At 61.3% G+C, this 831-nt stretch carries 1 protein-coding gene; it reads right to left on the bottom strand.

Annotation, left to right across the window (positions count from 1 at the left end):
• Positions 1-211: 211 nt before the first annotated feature.
• A partial coding sequence (locus tag MKK70_RS18470) for a carbohydrate-binding domain-containing protein (RefSeq protein WP_279603709.1) occupies positions 212-831 on the bottom strand: 620 nt, incomplete at its 5' end.

Genomic DNA, 831 nt, shown 5'->3' with positions numbered 1-831 from the left:
AGAGTTTGCGATCGTTGCCCCAGCCGTTGTCGGCGTTGTCGATGAACTTCACCGCGACATCGTGAGCGCCTGAGCCGAAGTTGCCCGTCAGGGTGATGTCCTGGGAATGGCGAGCAGCATGGGAAGCGGGGGTGGTTAGCTTGCGGTCGACCTGCTCGCCGTCGACCTTCACGATGAAGTGCGGGTCACCCTGCCAGTTGTCGCCAGAGACCTAGAACACCAAAGCGTCACTCTGCACCGTCGTTGGTAGCGTCGTCGTCGAAGCGGGCGGCGTCGTCGTTGAAGTCGGCTGCGTGGTCGTCGACGCTGGTGGCGGAGCTGACCCAGCAGCTCCGCTCGTCGTGGTCACGTTGGTATGGAAGGTAGCGGTACCGTTGCTGTAGAGATTGGCGACACCGAGGCTGTTGGATCCGCCCGTGTTGGCAGCCGTATCACCCGCATAGGTTTGCCCGTCGAGCGTGACCTGAGGGACGTAGAGGTTGCGATCGTTGCCCCAACCGTTGTCGGCGTTGTCGATGAACTTCACCGCGACATCGTGAGCGCCTGAGCCGAAGTTGCCCGTCAGGGTGATGTCCTGGGTCTGACCAGCAGCATGCGAAGCAGAGGTGGTCAGCACACCGCCGACCTGCTTGCCGTCGACCGTCACGGTGAAGTGCGGATCCCCCTGCCAGTTGTCGCCAGAGACCTTGACCACCAAAGTGTCACTCTGCACCGTCGCAATATTAGCTACGAAGCTGAGTGAGCTTGCGGTGGAGGTGTTACCGGCCACGTCGGTTTGCGTGACCAAAACCGTGTGCGCCCCGTCTAACAGCTTGGTTGGATCATAGCTGG

It is taken from the genome of Methylobacterium sp. E-041, from assembly GCF_022829665.1.
GTDB lineage: Bacteria > Pseudomonadota > Alphaproteobacteria > Rhizobiales > Beijerinckiaceae > Methylobacterium.
The sequence above is the reverse complement of the archived record's forward strand: the minus strand, read 5'-3'. Positions and strand labels throughout refer to the sequence as shown.